This is a genomic window from Acinetobacter sp. YH12219, from assembly GCF_013417875.1.
GTDB classification, from domain to species: domain Bacteria; phylum Pseudomonadota; class Gammaproteobacteria; order Pseudomonadales; family Moraxellaceae; genus Acinetobacter; species Acinetobacter amyesii.
In genome coordinates this window covers 1-16,420 of the sequence record NZ_VPDC01000033.1, presented here as the reverse complement: position 1 = coordinate 16,420, position 16,420 = coordinate 1, and the positions used below count along the sequence as shown (strand labels likewise).

Below are 16,420 nucleotides of genomic sequence, written 5' to 3'. Positions count from 1 at the left end.
TGATGAAATACGGTATTCTGATGTGACAAAACCTGAATCCTTTATAGTTGAAGTCTTTGTTAGCACTTACATTTTAACTATTTTGGACTCAGGTTTTTTATTTAAGTCAAACTATGGGACAGCAGTGCCTTTCGGCCGCTTTTCAAATGAATGTTGTATTCTTTTTTAAATGCTTTGGAGGCTTATTCTGATTTATCGCCCAAGCTAAAGAACCAGTTCAAAATCAGCGCTGCAAATGTAGCAGTACCAATACCACCTAAGTTGAAGTTACCGAATTGAAGTGCAAAGTCACCTGTACCTAAAATAATCGTGACTGCTGCCACCATCAGGTTTTTATTTTTTGAGAAATCGACTTTGTTTTCAATCCAAATTTTCGCACCTGCAATGGTAATTAGACCAAATACAACAATCGATGCACCTGTCAAAATGGCTTGCGGAATGGTATGAATAATCGCACCAAACTTTGGAGAAAGACCAAGGAAGATGGCGAATACCCCTGCAAAGACAAAGACGATAGTTGAGTAAACGCGAGTCACTGCCATCACACCAATATTTTCGCCATAAGTGGTCATACCCGGACCGCCGACACCGCCTGAAAGTGTGGTTGCAACACCATCTGCAACGAAGGCTTTACCAATGTGCGGATCAAGATTTTCACCTGTCATCGCGCCTACAGCTTTGATGTGGCCAAGGTTTTCTGCAACCAAAATCAACGCAATCGGTGCAATAATAAGCATGGCATTGAAGTCGAAGACGGGTGAATGGAAGTGCGGAACACCAAACCAAGCAGCTTCTTGTACGGGAACGAAATTGATTGGTGTGCCATGACCCATGACATTGGAAATGATGTAATACACCAAATATGCCAGTAATAGACCGACCAACAGTAATAAGCGTTGTAACAAGCCCTTCGTGAACACTGCAATCGAACCCATACACAGTACAGTGACTAATGCCATCCACATATTAAAGTTGTTGCCTGCAACCCCTTTAATAGTGACTGGGGCTAGGTTCAGACCAATGATCATCACCACTGCACCTGTCACTACAGGTGGCATGAGTTTTTCAATCCAACGGGTACCCGTTGCCATCACGATAAAACCAAAAATGGCATATAAAATACCGCAGGCCATAATCCCGCCAGCAGCCAATGCGATATTGGCATTTGCTGCGCCAGTACCTGACGCTGCATAACCTGTTGCGGCAATGACCACACCAATAAAGGCAAAGCTTGAGCCTAAATAACTTGGTACACGACCACCTGTCATAAAGAAGAATAGGATGGTACAGATCCCCGACATTAAAATCGCAAGGTTGGCATCAAAGCCCATCAAAAATGGCGCAAGGACAGTTGCACCAAACATTGCAAAGGCATGTTGTATCCCCAATACAACACTTTGCACCGGAGGTAGATACTCATTTGTACCTACAGGACGTGCATCAATATTGCCTTCGTACGGGCGCCATTTGGGAAACCAATTGGACATAAAATGAGCACTCAATAGATAAATTGTGCACATCATACTCTTGTTTTTTAGAAGATTTAATCTCTTTTAAAAATATTTTGTTCAAACTAATTACATGACTTTACATGTAAATTTACCAAATGGTAAAAGTTTTAAGGGTGTAAAAAAGGCATTAAATCATGCAATTAATCAAATAGGCTTGAAGCCAATTCTTCATAAATTTTTCTTATTTTATATATTCCAAAATAAATTAAAACCAATATGACTGGTTAAAAAAAAAGCACACAGTTCTGTGTGCTTTTTGAAAACTTGGAAGATTTAGCCAGTGTTACGCAAACCTGCCGCAATACCCGCGATACTAACCATCAACGCATGGTCGACTGGGGTATTTTCAGCCTGACGCTCGGCAAGGTATGCACGGCGGCGTTTCATCAGTTCGGCTTGTAGTAAATGTAGCGGCAATAAATAAGGCTTACGCACCTTCATGGATTGGTCGAGCACATCGTTACTGCTAAGTAATTTCGATTCACCTTTGAGTGCTAATAGCGTTTGTACCGCATCACGTAAACGCTGACGTAACTCTTCGCCCAACTGTTTGAGGTCTGCGTCATCTGTCAGATGAGACTCATAATATAGTGCCACATGGCCATCGGCTTTGGACAAGACCATTTCCAACATATCAATCAGGGTTTGGAAATAAGGCCATTGCTCTAACATTTCTTCGAGTGTCTGCTTTTGACCTTGATCAATCACTTGATTAATCGCAGCACCTGTACCGAGCCAAGCAGGAAGCATCAAACGGATTTGCGTCCATGCGAACACCCAAGGAATCGCACGTAAAGACTCAATTCCACCGCTGACTTTACGTTTGGCTGGGCGTGATCCGAGCGGTAACATTTGTAGTTCCAGTTCGGGTGTCACAGTCCGTAGGTATTTTACAAAATGCAGATTTTCACGCACGGTTTGACGATACACCTGTACCGACAGATCCGTCATGCTGTGCATGAGCTGACGCCATTCCTGTTTCGGTTCAGGCGGTGGCAATAAGGTCGCTTCTAAGGTCGCTGCGGTGTAAATTTCTAGGTTTTGTAAGGCAATGCCTTCTAATCCAAACTTGAAGCGAATCATTTCCCCTTGTTCTGTGACACGGATTGCACCTGAAATCGAACCTGGTGGCTGTGAAAATAGGGCTTGCTGTGTCGGCGCACCACCACGGCTGATTGAACCGCCACGGCCATGGAATAATGTCAGTTGTACATCATGTTTTTTCGCAACTGCGGTTAATTCTTCCTGTGCACGATACTGCGCCCAGTTTGCCGACATAAAGCCCGCATCTTTGGCTGAGTCTGAATAGCCAATCATCACCTCGTGTTTACCCTGAATATGCTGCTTATACCAATGCATATTGAATAGGGTATTCATGGTACGGGCTGCACCATCCAAATCTTTTAGAGTTTCAAACAGTGGCACGACGCGTAGCGCTTGTTTGATGCCGGCTTCTTTTTGCAGTAACAATACAGCCAAGACATCACTCGGATGTTCGGCCATGGAAATAATATAAGCCCCTAAACTTTCAGGTGGCTGTTCTGCCAAAGTGCGCATGGTCGCAAAGACTTCTTGTACATCTGGATGTTCAATCAGGCTTTGTTTTGGCTCATTTAAAAACTTCGGTAGCAATGGACGTTTGCTTTGCAGTTCCTGAATCAAGAAGTTTTGACGGGCTTGCTCCGTCCATGTTTCAAAATTGCCTAAACCTAAATATTCCGTAATGGCAGAAATGGCTTGGCGATGACGAGTCGACTCCTGACGAATATCGAGTTTGAGTAATTCGATACCGAAACAATTCACCCGATGAATAAAGTCGAGTAACTGACCATTGGCAATTTCAGGTAAACCGCTGTCAATCAGTGAACGGTAGCAAACCAATAGTGGATCGAGCAGTTCATGGCGGCTTTTAATGACTTGGCTATCGTCCGCATCTTCACCACGGAGTTTTAGTGCCAACCAGTGACGAGTGGCTTTGAGGCGTTCCCGTGCATCACGTAGATATTCACGATACGGTTCAGGGTGGAAATGACCCAAGGCATCACTAAGCTCTTTGCTGCATTCTTGAATCGAAAGTTCCCAGCGCAGGTCTTCGATATCGCGTAAATACAGGTCGGCAGCTTTCCAACGTGAAAGCCAAAGCACTTCTTGAGTAATATTATGGGTGACGTTTGGGTTACCATCACGGTCACCGCCCATCCATGACGCAAAGCGCACTGGGGCAACATTTAAAGGCAACGTCTTGCCACAATGATCTTGAACCATGCCATCCAATTCACGCATGAATTTGGGTACAGCATTCCACAAGGTCTGTTCAATGGTCGTGAAGCCCCATTTTGCTTCGTCGACAGGCGTCGGGCGATGTTGACGAATTTCATCCGTTTGCCATGCCGAGCAAATCAGTTGTTTTAAATCATCCAGTACGGCTTTGCGTTCGCGTGGCGTAAGTTTTTGTTGATCCATTTTAAACAGACAATCATTAATCCCATCATATTTTTGGATCAAGGTACGGCGGCTGACTTCAGTTGGATGTGCGGTCAGGACCAATTCAATTTTTAATTCACAAATTTGTTGGAACAGTTGTTCCGCACTGATGTTATTGCTTTTAAATTTTTCAAATAAATGATCGAGTGGATTCGGTGATGGTGCTTGCTCATCAAACTCACTTTGGCGACGGCTGCGCACCACATTGTATTGTTCGGCAATATTGGCAAAGTTGAGAAAGTGTGTAAATGCACGGGTCAGTGGCAGAATTTCTTCATCTTTTAAATTTAAAAATAATTGTTCTAACTGTTTTTCGGCTTCAACTTGTCCATCGCGCGCGCCTTTAGACAAAGCACGAATTTGCTCTACCTGATTAAACAAATCTTGTCCTGCATGCTGCTTTAGGGTTTCACCCAATAAATTGCCCAGTAAGCGCACGTCTTCACGTAATGGAGCATCAATTTGTTGAATCATTTGTTATTTCTCCGTGTATTCCTGTCTCGACTATACCCCGAAAGTGCTGTGGCAAAAGGGGGTACAGACAAAAGTCGGATGACTTTTCTAGGTAAATGAGCAATAGCTATGCCATTTGTTTCAGTTTAGCGTTGAAATATTTCAGAAAATGCTTAGCTCTGCGTGCTGAGTTGATATTTCAGCATAAAGATTTCGATGGCAGAGTGAATAATGGCTTGCCGCTCTGCTGCTTCAGGTACTGGGCGCATGCCCAATAAAACCTCTTGATGGCGTAGTCCCATCAGTAGCGACACAATCAGTTCAGTTTGTCGGGCAGGGTGATCCTGCTGAATGAAATTTAAAGCTGCTGCATCTTGAAAAAAGTTTTCCCAGACTTGGCGCATTTTTAAATGTGAGGCACGGAAAAACTGTTCCACCAAAGGACTGTGTTCGGCAGCCAACTCCAAAAGTAATAAATCCAGTTTAATGGCTTCAGGCAAATTCATGATGTTCAGCCCCAACTCACAAATTTCAACGAAAGCCTGCATAAAATGACTTTCGCTGTGCAGATGTCGCGGGCGAGTATTTAAAATATATTCACAGGTGTCTTCAATCGCACTGGTAAATAAAGTGGCTTTGTCCTGAAAATGGTTATAGACCGTCAGTTTGGTGACCGCTGCATGTTGGGCAATCTGATTCATGCTGCAACCGTGATAGCCCATTTCTAAAAATAATTGTTTTGCAGACTCTAAAATCCGTTGTCGTTTTTCTAAGTCTTTCGGGCGGCCGACATTCATTTGCTGAAAAAATTCCAAAAAAGGCGAAAAGGTCATTGATTTAGGATAATTAATCTAATTAATGTACCGCATGGTTTATTAATTAAAAAATAACCAAATTAATTGAATAATATTCTGCCCTAAAAAAGACTTTTTATTAAGAGCGAACTTCATGAGTACGATTAAGATCACAGTTGTCAGCATGATTATCGTTTGCAGTGTGACCTTATGGGGATGCAGCAAGGATAAAGCCCAAACAGAACAGGAAGTGCCATTTGTGATGGTGACTCAGCCAGGCGCCACACATTTTGAACAAAAAAGTTATGCGGGTGATGTACAAGCACGCCAGCAAACAGCTTTAGCGTTTCGGGTTGGCGGTCAAATCACTGAGCGCTATGTCGATGTTGGAGACCAAGTCCGAGTCGGGCAAGTCTTGGCAAAATTAGACGTCAAAGATGCACAGTTGCAACTGAATGCAGCACAAGCGCAGCTTGAAAGTGCGCGTTCCGCTGCACAAATTGCTGAAGATGAACTAAAACGCTTTAAGCAATTATTGCCAGTCAATGCTGTGAGTCGTTCGCAGTACGATGCGGTGGAAAACCAATATAAAGCAGCACAGTCGAATTTAAAGCAAGCGCAATCCAATTATGATGTGAGTCGTAATCAGACCGGTTATAACCAATTAATTGCCAATAAAAATGGGGTCATTACTGAGCGTAATATTGAGATTGGTCAAGTGATTGCAGCAGGACAACCGGCATTTCAATTGGCGATTGCAGGTGAACGTGAAGTGGTCATTGGTGTGCCTGAACAAGCGGTTACTGAAATTAAAACAGGGCAGGATGCATGGGTCACCTTGTGGTCGAAACCACAGGAAAAATTTGCAGGCTATGTGCGAGAAATTAGTCCTGCTGCTGATCAGTCTCGTACTTATAGTGTCAAAGTGGCATTACGTGAAGGCAATAGCGCCATTCAACTGGGGCAAAGTGCACGGGTATTTTTAACCAAAGCACAGCAGAATGTTTTGCATGTGCCGTTATCGAGTGTGTCTGCGAGTGGTCAGCAGGCATATGTGATGGTGGTCAATGCAGATAATACTGTACGTAAAGTTCCAGTAAGTTTAGGCGAATACGGACGTGATAGCGTGCCCGTACTTAGTGGTCTGCAAGCAGGGGATTTTGTGGTGGTTGGCGGCGTGCATTTACTCCGCGAAAAACAAAAAATACAACCCGTTGATCGTGAAAATCGTGCGGTACACATTCAGACAGGAGTTAAATAATGAATTTTAACTTGTCTGAGTGGGCACTGAAAAATAAAGGTTTAATCCTTTATTTTATGATTCTGCTGGGCATCGTTGGGATATTTTCCTATTCCAAATTGTCGCAGAGTGAAGACCCGCCATTTACCTTTAAAGTCATGGTGATTCAAACCTATTGGCCTGGTGCAACAGCCAAAGAAGTTTCGCTACAGGTCACCGATCGAATTGAAAAAGAACTGATGACTACGGGGCAGTATGAACGCATCATGGCGTATTCACGTCCGGGTGAATCCATGGTGACCTTTGTGGCCAAGGACAGTCTACGTTCGCAGCAAGTCCCCGATGTTTGGTACACCGTGCGTAAAAAGGTCAATGATGTTCGCCATCAATTACCATCTGGGGTGCAAGGTCCTTTCTTTAATGATGAGTTTGGTGACACCTTCGGTAATATCTATGTGCTCACCGGCAAAGACTTTGACTATGCCACCATGAAGGAATATGCCGACCGTTTACAGCTCCAGTTACAACGAGTCAAAGACGTTGCGAAAGTGGATTTGATTGGTCTACAAGATCAAAAAGTTTGGATTGAAATTTCCAACACCAAAGCTACGCAAATGGGCATACCTGTGACGGCGATTCAACAAGCCTTGCAGCAGCAAAATACGGTTGCTAGTGCCGGCTTTTTTGAAACCAATTCAGACCGTATTCAAGTGCGTGTCAGCGGCAATTTACAAAACATTGATGAACTGCGTCAGATGCCCTTATTGGTGAATGGCCGAACGATTCAATTGGGTGATGTGGCAGATGTACATCGGGGCTTTAGTGATCCCCCACAGCCGCGTATGCGATTTATGGGCGAAAATGGTTTAGGCATTGCCGTGTCGATGCGTAAAGGTGGCGACATTCTGGCTTTGGGTAAAAACCTTGAAACAGAATTTGCCCGCTTGCAAAAAACCTTGCCCTTGGGCATGGAACTAAAAAAAGTATCGGATCAGCCTGTTGCCGTGAAGCGCAGCGTCAATGAGTTTATGAAAGTCCTCGCTGAGGCGGTGATTATCGTCCTATTGGTGAGCTTCTTCTCCTTGGGTTTCCGTACAGGTCTTGTCGTTGCATTTTCCATTCCCTTGGTCTTGGCCATGACTTTTGCTGGCATGCAGATGTTTGATGTCGGGTTGCACAAGATTTCTTTGGGGGCCTTGATTCTCGCACTCGGTTTATTGGTGGATGATGCGATTATTGCTGTCGAAATGATGGCGATTAAAATGGAGCAGGGCTATAGCCGATTACAAGCCGCCGGACATGCATGGCGGACCACTGCATTTCCAATGCTGACAGGCACACTGATTACTGCGGCTGGCTTTTTGCCGATTGCCACAGCCGCATCGAGCACAGGCGAATATACCCGCTCGATTTTCCAAGTGGTCACCATTGCATTGGTGGTGTCATGGTTTGCAGCAGTACTGTTTGTTCCCTATCTGGGGGATAAATTACTGCCAGATTTTAACAAAGATTTAGTACAAAAAACCCCGTGGTATCAGCGCCTGTGGGCACGTTTACGTAAGCAGCCCGAACCTCAGCCGATGGTGCATCATGCCGGCGAACATCATGATCCTTATCAGTCTCCGTTTTATCAACGTTTCCGTGGTTGGGTCGACACTTGTGTGACCTATCGCAAGACGGTGATTGCCGCGACGGTTGGCATTTTTGTGTTATCGATTTTAATGTTTAAAACCGTACCACAGCAGTTCTTCCCACCGTCAAACCGTGCTGAAATTTTAGTGGATTTAAAGCTTGAGGAAGGCGCTTCACTGAAGGCCACAGAAGCGGCCGTAAAAAAAGTCGAAGCGTTCTTGTCAAAAAAACAGGGCATTGATAATTTTGTGGCTTATGTGGGGACAGGTTCGCCGCGGTTTTATTTACCTCTAGATCAACAGCTACCTCAAGCCAGTTTTGCTCAGTTTGTGGTGTTGGCTTCATCTTTAGATGATCGCAATGAAATCCGTCAGTCATTAGCAGAAGAAATCCGTAAGCTCTTACCTGAAGTACGTACTCGCGTTTCACTTTTAGAAAATGGTCCACCCGTGGGTTATCCATTGCAGTTCCGCGTGTCAGGTGAAGATCTGAGCTTGGTGCGTGAGTGGGCACAACGGGTGTCTGCAAAAGTCAGTGAAAACCCGAACACCACCAATGTGCATTTGGATTGGGGTGAACCAAGCAAAGTCATTAAACTGGACATCGACCAAGATCGCGCACGTCAAATGGGAGTTTCCAGTCTAGATCTGTCCAATTTCCTGAATAGTTCAATCAGTGGTGCAGTGATTAATCAGTATCGTGAGAAACGAGAGCTGATTGAAATTCGGATGCGTGGTGATCAAGCGGAGCGATTGGATGTCGGTTCGCTCAGCAGTTTGGCAGTACCGACCAGCAATGGTGGTTCAGTGCCATTGGCGCAGATTGCGAAAATTGAGTATAGCTTTGAAGAAGGTTTGATTTGGCATCGTAACCGTTTACCGACCATTACTGTGCGCGCGGATATTCGCAGTAAATTGCAACCTGCAACGGTGGTGGGTGAGTTAAAAGATTCATTTGATCAGCTACGTGCAGAGATGCCGAATGGTTATCTACTCGAAGTAGGCGGCACTGTGGAAGAGTCAGCACGAGGTCAAACTTCTGTAAATGCGGGCATGCCACTATTTCTCGCAGTTGTCATGACTTTGTTGATGATTCAATTACGCAGCATGTCACGGGCGATGATCGTATTTTTAACTGCACCTTTGGGCATTATTGGCGTGGTGTTATTCCTGTTATTGTTCAATAAACCCTTTGGTTTTGTGGCGATGCTCGGCACGATTGCACTGTCAGGAATGATTATGCGCAATTCACTGATTTTGATTGATCAGATTGAACAAGATATTCAGTCCGGGGAGTCGGCTTGGGATGCGATTATCAATGCGACGGTACGTCGTTGCCGTCCCATTGTGTTGACTGCATTGGCCGCTGTATTGGCGATGATTCCACTTTCTCGCAGTATTTTCTTCGGTCCAATGGCCGTGGCGATTATGGGTGGATTGATCGTGGCGACCCTACTGACTTTGTTCTTTTTACCTGCGTTGTATGCACAGTGGTTTAAAGTGAAAAAAACTCAGCAGAATCCTTAAAAGTGTCATAATATTGGGTGCGAAATATTGAATTTTTCTCTATAGTAGCACCTGATCTACAAAGACATTTTTAAAAAGTAAAACAACCACAAGTGCAGCGCGGCATATTGTGGTGTACGGGGTTGAATCACAGATGACAGCAGAGAGTTTAGCTAAGTATCGCCGTTATATTGCGATTTCTTATGTCTTCATGTTTTTCGCTTTATTTACCCTGATTAGTGGTGTATTTGCCTACGGCTTTGCACGCAAAGTAACTCAAATCGATTCTGCAGAAGTTTGGCTCCAAGCCCAAGCGCTTTGGGTCATGCGCACCGTCGTGATTTATTCCATGATGGCCATTTTTGCCGCACTGTGGTTTATTCCTTTATTTTTCTATTATTGGGACACCTATCTTTGGGTGACTGCATGCACGGTAATTGGTGTGATCTTTTCTGCGATTGCCTTTTTGTATCTATTAAATGCATGGATCCAAGGTCTATCCAAATTCGTTAAAAATAAGGCTGTTTTCTAAGTCGATTTATTTTTTTCCTGCCTACCCCTTGAAAAAATGGTTTGATTCCCCAATTTCAGACCACAGTTAAGTATTAAATTAAATTCCGTGAGGAGCATCGCCAGACATGGCTAAACGTGATTATTATGAGGTTTTAGGTGTATCTAAAACCGCAAGTGATGATGAAATTAAAAAAGCCTACCGTAAGTTGGCGATGAAGTATCACCCTGACCGTAATCCAGATAACCCAGAAGCTGAAGAAAAATTCAAAGAAGCTGCAGAAGCATATGAAGTTTTATCGGACAGCGAAAAACGTAGTATGTATGACCGTATGGGACATCAAGCTTTTGAAGGCGGCATGGGCGGCGGCGGTGGCTTCGGTGGCGGTTTTAGCGCAGAAGATATCTTTAGTCAGTTTGGTGACATATTCGGTGGCGCATTTGGCGGTGGTGGCCGTGGTGGTCAGCAACGTGCACGCCGTGGTTCAGACTTACGCTATGTTATGGAGCTTACCCTTGAGGAAGCTGTGAAGGGCGTGAAAAAAACCATTACCTTTACTGCGCCAGCGCCATGTGATGCCTGTGATGGTAAAGGATCTAAAAATCCGAATGACGTTGAAACCTGTAAAACCTGTCATGGTGCCGGTCAAGTGCGTATGCAACAGGGCTTCTTCTCTGTGCAGCAAACCTGTAGCACCTGTCGTGGTCAAGGTAAAATCATTAAGAACCCATGTAATAAATGTCATGGTTCAGGGGTTTCTGACCGTCAGCAAACTTTAGAGGTGACCATTCCTGCAGGTGTGGACAATGGCGACCGCGTACGTTTAAGTGGCAAAGGCGAGGCGATCCGTGATGGCCAAGCAGGCGACTTATATGTAGAAGTGGTGGTACGTGAACACGAAATCTTCCAACGTGATGGCGCTGACCTATATATGGATGTGCCTGTAAGCATTGCAGATGCTGCATTGGGTAAAGAAATTCAAATTCCGACACTCGATGGTCGTGTGAGCTTGAAAGTACCTGAAGGGACTCAAACTGGTAAATTGTTCCGCTTACGTGGTAAAGGTGTGAAGCCTGTACGTACCAGCATGACCGGTGACTTACTCTGCCGTATTGTGGTGGAAACGCCTGTGAACTTAACGGCTCGTCAACGTGAATTGTTGAAAGAGTTACAAGACACGATGGATGGCGATGACAATAAATCATCTCCGAAGAAAAAATCATTCTTCGACCGTTTATTTGATTAATTGATATGATTTGCTTGAGTTCGCTGTGATGTGAACTCAGGTATAAAAAAGCCTGCATAATTGCAGGCTTTTTTATTGAGCGTTTTAAGGTTTCGGCTGTGCTGTAGGCGGTAATAAACTCTCATAGCTCATGTCGAGCCTATAGATATTTTTAAGACGCTGTAGCTGATGACGTGCTTCAGCCTCACGACCATTAAATGCCAATAAACGTGCATATTTAATGATGTGGTATTTCGCTGGATAGCTGCGAACCAATTTTTCAGTATCCTGAATGGTTTGTTCAGAAACGATGGAGTACGGATTTAAACGAATAATCGCCACCCGATGTCTAAATTCCGTGAGCAAATAGATCGGCTCATGGTTGGTGATTTTCTCCGGTGTTTTTTCATATTTTGATGCCTGGCCCAGCTGAATCGCTGCATTGGCATAATCACGATAAATCACCGTAATCAGCACGGCGCCAATCACGAAAACAATGCGGATAAACCACGGAGACAGGCTCAAAGTAGCCGTCTGTGGCTTCGCTGCTTGAAGAATCCCAATAATAAAACCCGCAGGCAGTAAGAAATATGCGTAGTTTTGCGGAAACTCCAACATGGCATGAATAACGAAGACACCGACCATCAATAGGCCAATCACAGATAATGCAGACTTGGCTAACTTCTGTAATTGGATGCCCCAATAGGCGAAATAGGCCAAGAACGGCACACCAATAATGGCGCCATTCCACAATAAGAAATCCAAAATAAAATTGTGTGAGCTACGAATCCATACAGGCCCTTGTACCGTGTCAGAGATCGAGACAAAAGCGCTACTGGTTTGATGCCAACCATAGCCAAACCAAGGCTGTGCAGCTACGGCATGCGCCATTTGTTGCCAAATGGCTAAACGCGACATATCGCCACCAGCACGTTTGACCACGTCACGACTTTCTTGAATATTCATGTCGGACATTTGGCTCATGATTTGACTTAATTTTGGCATCAATACAATCAGCGCCACAAAGCCGATAAACCAGGCCAAACTGTAAAACCAGCGAAGACGGATATAATCTTTGTACTGTGCATAAGCCAAATAGACTAGGACACAGATACTAGCCACCCAAGAAGTCCGAGATTGGCTGAGCGCGACCCCAATTAAAATAGGTATCGCACAAGCGACCAAATAGCGGGTTTTAACTTTTTGCTGTTCATAAACATATAAGCAGGCTAACAAGGACATGAGCAGAAACGTGGCCATGTTATTCGGCTGAGCGAAATTTGCAAATGGGCGCGTAGTTCCACTAATTTTCATCACAAAAGGAAGAAACGAGTCAAAATCTAGCCACTGACATATTGCGATGAGCCCTGTCATAACCCCAGAAGCAACAAAGGTATAGCTCAGGTATAGGAAGGTTTTTTCGCGTTTTTCCGTACCTTGCGAGAGGCTGAAACCAAGATTGATACACAGCCAGAAGCTGAACACAAACAGCATACAGAGTAAGGCAATACTAAAATAATACACCTGCCCAAAAGCCAATTGGACGAAGGGAATCAGCGCTAAGAGCAATAGGGGCAAGGAAATTTTTGCCACCATGAGCTTTTCTTTAAAGAACGTTGCCGCTAAGGCAAACAGGGCAAAGAAGGTATAAAGCTCACCGGTATACGTGGCCCAAGGTCGGTAATGAATCGGAATCAGCCATGCCAGTGCAATACAGACTGCCGCACAAAGATACAATAGGGTTTTCATGAATATTCAAGATCAATAGAACGCGCCTATCATACCGTGAAAATGCCCAAACTTGGTGAGGGAATAGTCAGCGTCTGTCGAAGAGCTTGATTTGCAAAAGTCCTTCGGAAAATGCAGGATTTTTTTGTTTGTAACTTAGCCTGCGCATGGAGTTTTGATATAGTAAGACCAATTTCGAATCAACATTAGGAAAATGTTATGTCAGCAGCTCCACGTATTGGTATCTTGGGCGCAGGCGGTCGTATGGGACGCATCTTAATTCAGGCGGTTCAGCAAGCTGGCTATCAATTGGCTGCTGCGGTAGAACGTCCTGAAAGTAGCTTGGTCGGTGCGGATGCCGGTGAACTTGCAGGGATTGGCGCGGTTGGCGTAAAGGTTGTCGGTAACCTAGCTGAGGTTTTAAAAGATTGTGATGTCGTAATCGATTTTACTGCACCTGCAGCAACAGCACAGCATCTTAAACTTTGCCGTGAAGCAGGCGTTGCGATTGTCATTGGTACCACAGGTATGAATGATGAGCAAAAAGCTTATCTCGATGAAACAGCAACAGAAACCCCTGTGGTCTATGCAGCGAACTATTCTGTCGGTGTAAACGTTTCAATCAAACTTCTTGAATTGGCATCAAAAGTGTTTGGCGATACTGTGGATATTGAAGTGATTGAAGCTCATCATCGCCATAAAGTTGATGCACCATCAGGTACAGCGCTAATGTGGGGCGAAGCCATTGCCGGTGCTTTAGGACGTGACTTAAAACAAGATGCTGTGTATTGCCGTGAAGGTCATACGGGTCCACGTGAACGTCAAACCATTGGCTTCCAAACGATTCGTGGTGGTGACATTGTGGGTGAACATACTGCGATGTTTATTGCGGATGGCGAACGTGTTGAAATTACCCATAAAGCGACCAACCGTATGAACTTTGCCTCTGGTGCAGTACGTGCAGCTGCATGGGTAGTTGGTCGTGAAGCACGTAAGTACGATATGAAAGATGTACTGGGTTTTAACGATATTGACGTATAAAAGCGCGTTAAAATCCGTTATAACAACAGCATAAAATTAAAATAAGACGATCAATGGAATGAAAAAAGTCATCTTTATGGCCTGTGCTGTCGCATTCACTGCGGCAGTACAAGCGAAAACTATGGATAATGCCAAACTCACGATTAATAAAAATAATATTAAGGTTTGGACCTACCAAAATGCTCAAAATCCTGTCTTTCAATACAAAGCTGAAACTAGTTTTGATGTGCCCATCGAAAAAGCGGTTTCCCTGATTTTAGATGTGGAAAATGCAGTGAATTGGGTCCCTTATATGGGCAGTGTCAAAGTCTTATCCCGCGATGACCAGAAAGGTGAATTCAGTTTATATATGGTGTTGGATTTTCCTTTTCCCTTAAAAGACCGTGATTTGGTGGTACAAGGCAAAATGCGTAAAGATGCACAGGGCATTATTAGCATCCAAAATAAAGCGGTGAAAAAAGGTTATCCGATCAATCCCAATTATGTACGCCTCACCGACTATGAGGGCGATTGGACCTTCCAGCGTTTAGGCAATCAAAAAGTCAAAGTGTCGACCTATGGCTATGCTAATCCGGAAGGCTCCATTCCGCTCAGTTTCGTGAATATGTTTGTGCAGCAACAGCCTTATCAAATGCTACAAAAAATGAAAGTGCAGCTGGGTAAAAGCAAAACTGTTGCGACCGTTCCCGAAATTTTAAAATAAGCCTTAGTAATGATTCAGTTCAATATGAACGATCAATGACTTTGCATCTCAGGCAGGCGAAATGCAGTCAACTGCTGCATGTGCTGTGTTTCTGGAAGTTCGATGCTGAGTAAGGTCTGTTCTGGAAATTGATGCGGATGTAACTTGATTTGAAATTGCCGCGCGGTCATTTGTTCACAGGCAAAGCGAAGTTTGGCTTGCTGCGGCATGATATTCATGCCGTTTTCAGACTTGGCTTTATAGATATATAGCTGCTGATGTAACCCGCCGCTGGTGATCGGTTGGATCTGCTCAAGTTCATATTGCGTCAGTTTTTGGGCACTCAAAAAACCTTGAATTAAAGATTTACAGATAAAATTTTGCTGGCTTTGAGCTTGAGTGTGCTGTTCGGGTTGGCACGCCATAAGCGTGAGTGTGCTGAAGATGATTAGACCCGCTCGAAGCTGCGTGAAGTCATTCATGTATTTGTCCCCCTATCGTTATTTTTGAGATATCAACCTGATGCCATCAGCTTAAATCTGTTAACTTAATGGGTACAGATACAAGAATGATTAAAAAAAGGGTACAGATGGCTTTTCAATATCAGCAGCTTGCGCAGCAGTTGGCACAGAAAATTTATAGTGGTGAATTGGCCGCAGGGCAGCGTCTGTATGCGCTACGTCAATTTTCACAGCAGCATCAGATCAGTTTAAATACCGCGAAACGCTGCTATGAATTACTTGAAGCCAAAGGCCTGATTTATGTCAAAGAAAAGTCTGGTTATTTTGTGCAATCCTCACAGAAAGCCCAGCAAATTGCCGTGCCGAATCATCCTGATTTTGATTCCCGACCTCGTGAAATTTCGAATTTAGAATTGCAAATTCAGATCCATGAAGCCTCTGCAAATAGTCGCCTGATTCATTTGGGTTCAATTCAGTTGTCCCCCCAATTTTGTTCCTGTTGAAGCACTCAGACGTTCAATCCAAAGGGCATTAAAGCATTGTAAACCAGAAGATTTTTTATATAACAATCGGCAAGGTCATCCACAATTGCATGAAGCTTTGTCGGCACATTGGGCTGAAGATGGTTTTTACATGCCTAAGGATGATATTTACATAAGCAATGGTTGTATGCCTGCTTTGTCAGTGATGTTGCAAAATCTGAGTGCGGAAGGGGAGAGTGTCATTGTCCCGACGCCGAACTATAATGGGCAATTGCAATTATTGGCTTTATTGAAGCGGAAAATTGTTGAAATTCCTGCCAATACGGAAGGTTTTGATTTAGATCGTTTAGAGCAGGCGATGCGGGATTCAGGCGCGAAAGTATGCTTATTGACTGCAAATTTTCAAAATCCTTTGGGTTTTTGTTTAAGTAATGAAGATAAGGAACGAATTGCACAACTCGCTGAAAAATATCAATGTTATGTGATTGAAGATGATATTTATCAAATGGAGCGTAAAACTCTGTCCTTCAGGTCAGAGATATAAGCGACACGACATGAAGTGTCGTTTGATTTAACTAAGGACTATTTTCCTTGAGTTTTGATTGTTAATATAAGTACATGAAAACCCTTAAATTACGTATAAAAGACAAACATTGCAAGGTGTTAGACCA

11 protein-coding genes and 1 pseudogene are annotated in these 16,420 nt (G+C 44.0%); 7 read left to right on the top strand and 5 right to left on the bottom strand.

Features of this window, described 5'->3' with window-relative positions; all coding sequences use genetic code 11:
- Positions 1 to 182 precede the first annotated feature (182 nt).
- The 3 genes from FTV04_RS15580 to FTV04_RS15570 form a co-directional block, all read right to left on the bottom strand.
- Entirely contained in the window at positions 183 to 1,487 is a 1,305-nt protein-coding gene (locus FTV04_RS15580; RefSeq protein ID WP_180090300.1) for a solute carrier family 23 protein, read from the bottom strand.
- 297 nt (positions 1,488 to 1,784) lie between these two features.
- The gene (ppc, locus tag FTV04_RS15575) at positions 1,785 to 4,469 is read right to left on the bottom strand and encodes a phosphoenolpyruvate carboxylase (RefSeq protein WP_180090298.1); all 2,685 of its coding nucleotides are present in this window, start codon (positions 4,467 to 4,469) and stop codon (positions 1,785 to 1,787) included.
- A 152-nt stretch (positions 4,470 to 4,621) separates the two neighbouring features.
- Positions 4,622 to 5,245, bottom strand: a complete 624-nt coding sequence (locus tag FTV04_RS15570; RefSeq protein ID WP_180011056.1) for a TetR/AcrR family transcriptional regulator — start codon at positions 5,243 to 5,245, stop codon at positions 4,622 to 4,624.
- A 151-nt stretch (positions 5,246 to 5,396) separates the two neighbouring features.
- On the opposite strand from FTV04_RS15570, the gene FTV04_RS15565 reads away from it, so the two are divergent.
- From FTV04_RS15565 to dnaJ, 4 genes are all read left to right on the top strand, one after another.
- Complete coding sequence (locus tag FTV04_RS15565) at positions 5,397 to 6,503, top strand: efflux RND transporter periplasmic adaptor subunit (RefSeq protein WP_180090296.1); 1,107 nt, start codon at positions 5,397 to 5,399, stop codon at positions 6,501 to 6,503.
- Positions 6,503 to 9,640, top strand: a complete 3,138-nt coding sequence (locus FTV04_RS15560; protein WP_180090294.1) for an efflux RND transporter permease subunit — start codon at positions 6,503 to 6,505, stop codon at positions 9,638 to 9,640. Before FTV04_RS15565 ends, FTV04_RS15560 begins: the two co-directional genes overlap by 1 nt.
- 133 nt (positions 9,641 to 9,773) lie before the next feature.
- Positions 9,774 to 10,151, top strand: coding sequence for a hypothetical protein (locus FTV04_RS15555; RefSeq protein ID WP_180011060.1), 378 nt, complete (start codon positions 9,774 to 9,776; stop codon positions 10,149 to 10,151).
- A 106-nt stretch (positions 10,152 to 10,257) separates the two neighbouring features.
- A complete protein-coding gene (gene dnaJ, locus FTV04_RS15550; protein ID WP_111885156.1) occupies positions 10,258 to 11,376 on the top strand; it encodes a molecular chaperone DnaJ in 1,119 nt (372 codons plus the stop codon).
- 84 nt (positions 11,377 to 11,460) lie between these two features.
- On the opposite strand, the gene FTV04_RS15545 is transcribed toward dnaJ, so the two are convergent.
- Positions 11,461 to 13,104, bottom strand: a complete 1,644-nt coding sequence (locus FTV04_RS15545) for a PglL family O-oligosaccharyltransferase (protein ID WP_180090292.1) — start codon at positions 13,102 to 13,104, stop codon at positions 11,461 to 11,463.
- A gap of 198 nt (positions 13,105 to 13,302) precedes the next feature.
- Between FTV04_RS15545 and dapB the strand changes: the two genes are divergently transcribed.
- Together dapB and FTV04_RS15535 are read left to right on the top strand one after the other, a co-directional pair.
- Entirely contained in the window at positions 13,303 to 14,124 is an 822-nt protein-coding gene (dapB, locus tag FTV04_RS15540) for a 4-hydroxy-tetrahydrodipicolinate reductase (RefSeq protein ID WP_078194102.1), read from the top strand.
- Positions 14,125 to 14,182: 58 nt separating this feature from the next.
- Positions 14,183 to 14,827 (top strand): START domain-containing protein, encoded by a 645-nt coding sequence (locus tag FTV04_RS15535; RefSeq protein ID WP_180003644.1) that lies wholly within the window; start codon positions 14,183 to 14,185, stop codon positions 14,825 to 14,827.
- Positions 14,828 to 14,859: 32 nt separating this feature from the next.
- Here FTV04_RS15535 and FTV04_RS15530 read toward each other — a convergent pair whose 3' ends face one another.
- On the bottom strand, positions 14,860 to 15,288 hold the full coding sequence (locus tag FTV04_RS15530) for a hypothetical protein (RefSeq protein ID WP_227591840.1): 429 nt from the start codon (positions 15,286 to 15,288) through the stop codon (positions 14,860 to 14,862).
- Between the two features lie 107 nt (positions 15,289 to 15,395).
- Here FTV04_RS15530 and FTV04_RS15525 point away from each other — a divergent pair.
- Positions 15,396 to 16,251, top strand: a pseudogene (locus FTV04_RS15525) (PLP-dependent aminotransferase family protein); the annotation flags it as partial.
- Positions 16,252 to 16,420 lie beyond the last annotated feature (169 nt).

Coding starts and splice junctions, on each gene's coding strand:
- dnaJ (WP_111885156.1), top strand. CDS start 10,258: ATGGCTAAACGTGATTATTATGAGGTTTTAGGTGTATCTAAAACCGCA.
- dapB (WP_078194102.1), top strand. CDS start 13,303: ATGTCAGCAGCTCCACGTATTGGTATCTTGGGCGCAGGCGGTCGTATG.
- FTV04_RS15555 (WP_180011060.1), top strand. CDS start 9,774: ATGACAGCAGAGAGTTTAGCTAAGTATCGCCGTTATATTGCGATTTCT.
- FTV04_RS15545 (WP_180090292.1), bottom strand. CDS start 13,104: ATGAAAACCCTATTGTATCTTTGTGCGGCAGTCTGTATTGCACTGGCA.
- FTV04_RS15570 (WP_180011056.1), bottom strand. CDS start 5,245: ATGAATGTCGGCCGCCCGAAAGACTTAGAAAAACGACAACGGATTTTA.
- ppc (WP_180090298.1), bottom strand. CDS start 4,469: ATGATTCAACAAATTGATGCTCCATTACGTGAAGACGTGCGCTTACTG.
- FTV04_RS15565 (WP_180090296.1), top strand. CDS start 5,397: ATGAGTACGATTAAGATCACAGTTGTCAGCATGATTATCGTTTGCAGT.
- FTV04_RS15535 (WP_180003644.1), top strand. CDS start 14,183: ATGAAAAAAGTCATCTTTATGGCCTGTGCTGTCGCATTCACTGCGGCA.
- FTV04_RS15530 (WP_227591840.1), bottom strand. CDS start 15,288: ATGAATGACTTCACGCAGCTTCGAGCGGGTCTAATCATCTTCAGCACA.
- FTV04_RS15580 (WP_180090300.1), bottom strand. CDS start 1,487: ATGTCCAATTGGTTTCCCAAATGGCGCCCGTACGAAGGCAATATTGAT.
- FTV04_RS15560 (WP_180090294.1), top strand. CDS start 6,503: ATGAATTTTAACTTGTCTGAGTGGGCACTGAAAAATAAAGGTTTAATC.